This is a genomic window from Kitasatospora sp. NPDC001175 (genome assembly GCF_053598215.1).
This window is the reverse complement of the sequence record NZ_JBSFJU010000224.1, coordinates 1-1316: the sequence shown is the minus strand read 5'-3', so window position 1 is coordinate 1316 and position 1316 is coordinate 1. Positions and strand designations below refer to the sequence as shown.

Genomic DNA, 1316 nt, shown 5'->3' with positions numbered 1-1316 from the left:
AGCAGCCTCGGCTACCGCAGTCCCGCCGAATACGAGACCGTCCTGGCGGCCTGACCACCACACCAACGGTGTCCGTCAAAGCGGAGCAAGCTCACCTACGCCGTCGCGCGGCAGTGGTGGCTGGAGTCCGACGGCCGCGTCGACTGAGCGCAGCTGCCGGCGGAGACCGCGTTCGAGGGCGAGCAGCTCGGCCGATGGGTCCGGGCGCAGCGAGCCGGCTGGGCCGAGCTCGACCAGGAGCAGCGGGACCTGCTCGCGGCGCTCGGCATCACCGAGGACGTCGAGCTGGCGGCCGCGCGGGCGGCTGCCGCGGCGAAGCCGAAGGTGTCGCGGGCGGACCGGTTCGCGCAGGGCCTGGCGGCGCTGGCGGCGTTCGTCCAGCGAGAGGGCCACGCACGGGTTCCGAGGGCTCACAAGGAGGACGGGACGTCGCTGGGCACCTGGCTAAGTGCCTGTTTCTGATCCCTGACTCTGAGTAATCTGGAGTCATACGCTGACGTCATGTCCGAGGAAGCTGGGCGGGTCGGAGTGCGGAGGTGCGGGGCCTGTCGCGAGCGGTTGAGGCCAGGAGCGCGAGCCCACGCGGAGTTCTGCTCGCCGAGGTGTCGTTCCAGGTGGTGGCGGGTGCGTCGTCGGCTGCGGAAGCGGGTGGCGGCCGAGCGGAGTGGTGCCGGCAGGGCCGAGTGTCCGGTGTGCAAGGACACCTGGGTGGTCGGGGTGGACCGGCGCCCGGATGCCGTGTACTGCTCGCGGCGGTGCGTGGTGAGGGCCTCGCGGGCGCGAAAGAAAACGTTCGCTGATCAGGCACAGTAACCGCTCCACGAACGGTTCCTTCGGTCGCCTTTGCCCCAACTTCAGTCATTTCGCAGGGACTTGTTGTGATCAGTGAGTGTGCGCACTGACTCTCGGTGACGAGAGCGGGCCGCATCCCGGCACGGCCAACGGCCGTGCCCGGCCCGCGGGTTGGTGGTGACATCCCATGCCCCAGGAGATCGAGAAGACCGAAGACAAGATCGGCTGTGTCAGCTCCGAGCGGTACGCGGAGATCGTGGCCGAGCTGCGGAAGCTGGTGGAGACGACCAGCCGCGCGCAGTTCACGATCGGCGACTGCGCGTTGGAGGTCGAGCCGATGCGTACCTGAACCTGACCGTGAAGACCGTGAGCCGACCCAAGAATGCGGTCGGGTTCGTTGTCCTGCCTCGTCGCTGGGTGGTCGAGCGGAGTCTGGCCTGGATCATGCACGCCCGCCGACACGCCAGAGACTACGAACGGCTCATCCAACACGCGGAGTCGCTGATCACTTGGGCGGCAATCAC

General features: G+C 68.4%; 3 protein-coding genes and 1 pseudogene. 3 read left to right on the top strand and 1 reads right to left on the bottom strand.

What is annotated here, in order from left to right:
* Positions 1-75: 75 nt before the first annotated feature.
* Complete coding sequence (locus ACWDAK_RS41310; protein WP_427396367.1) at positions 76-393, bottom strand: hypothetical protein; 318 nt, start codon at positions 391-393, stop codon at positions 76-78.
* On the opposite strand from ACWDAK_RS41310, the gene ACWDAK_RS41305 reads away from it, so the two are divergent.
* The 3 genes and pseudogenes from ACWDAK_RS41305 to ACWDAK_RS41295 form a co-directional block, all read left to right on the top strand.
* Positions 355-462, top strand: coding sequence for a helicase associated domain-containing protein (locus ACWDAK_RS41305; protein ID WP_427396365.1), 108 nt, complete (start codon positions 355-357; stop codon positions 460-462). The genes ACWDAK_RS41310 and ACWDAK_RS41305 overlap by 39 nt on opposite strands.
* A 517-nt stretch (positions 463-979) precedes the next feature.
* Positions 980-1141, top strand: a complete 162-nt coding sequence (locus tag ACWDAK_RS41300) for a hypothetical protein (RefSeq protein ID WP_427396366.1) — start codon at positions 980-982, stop codon at positions 1139-1141.
* Positions 1126-1316, top strand: a pseudogene (locus ACWDAK_RS41295) (transposase); the annotation flags it as partial. The gene ACWDAK_RS41300 and the pseudogene ACWDAK_RS41295, both read left to right, overlap by 16 nt.

What these genes read in the sequence shown, in the direction of transcription:
- ACWDAK_RS41300 (WP_427396366.1), top strand. Translation starts at nt 980, where the DNA reads ATGCCCCAGGAGATCGAGAAGACCGAAGACAAGATCGGCTGTGTCAGC.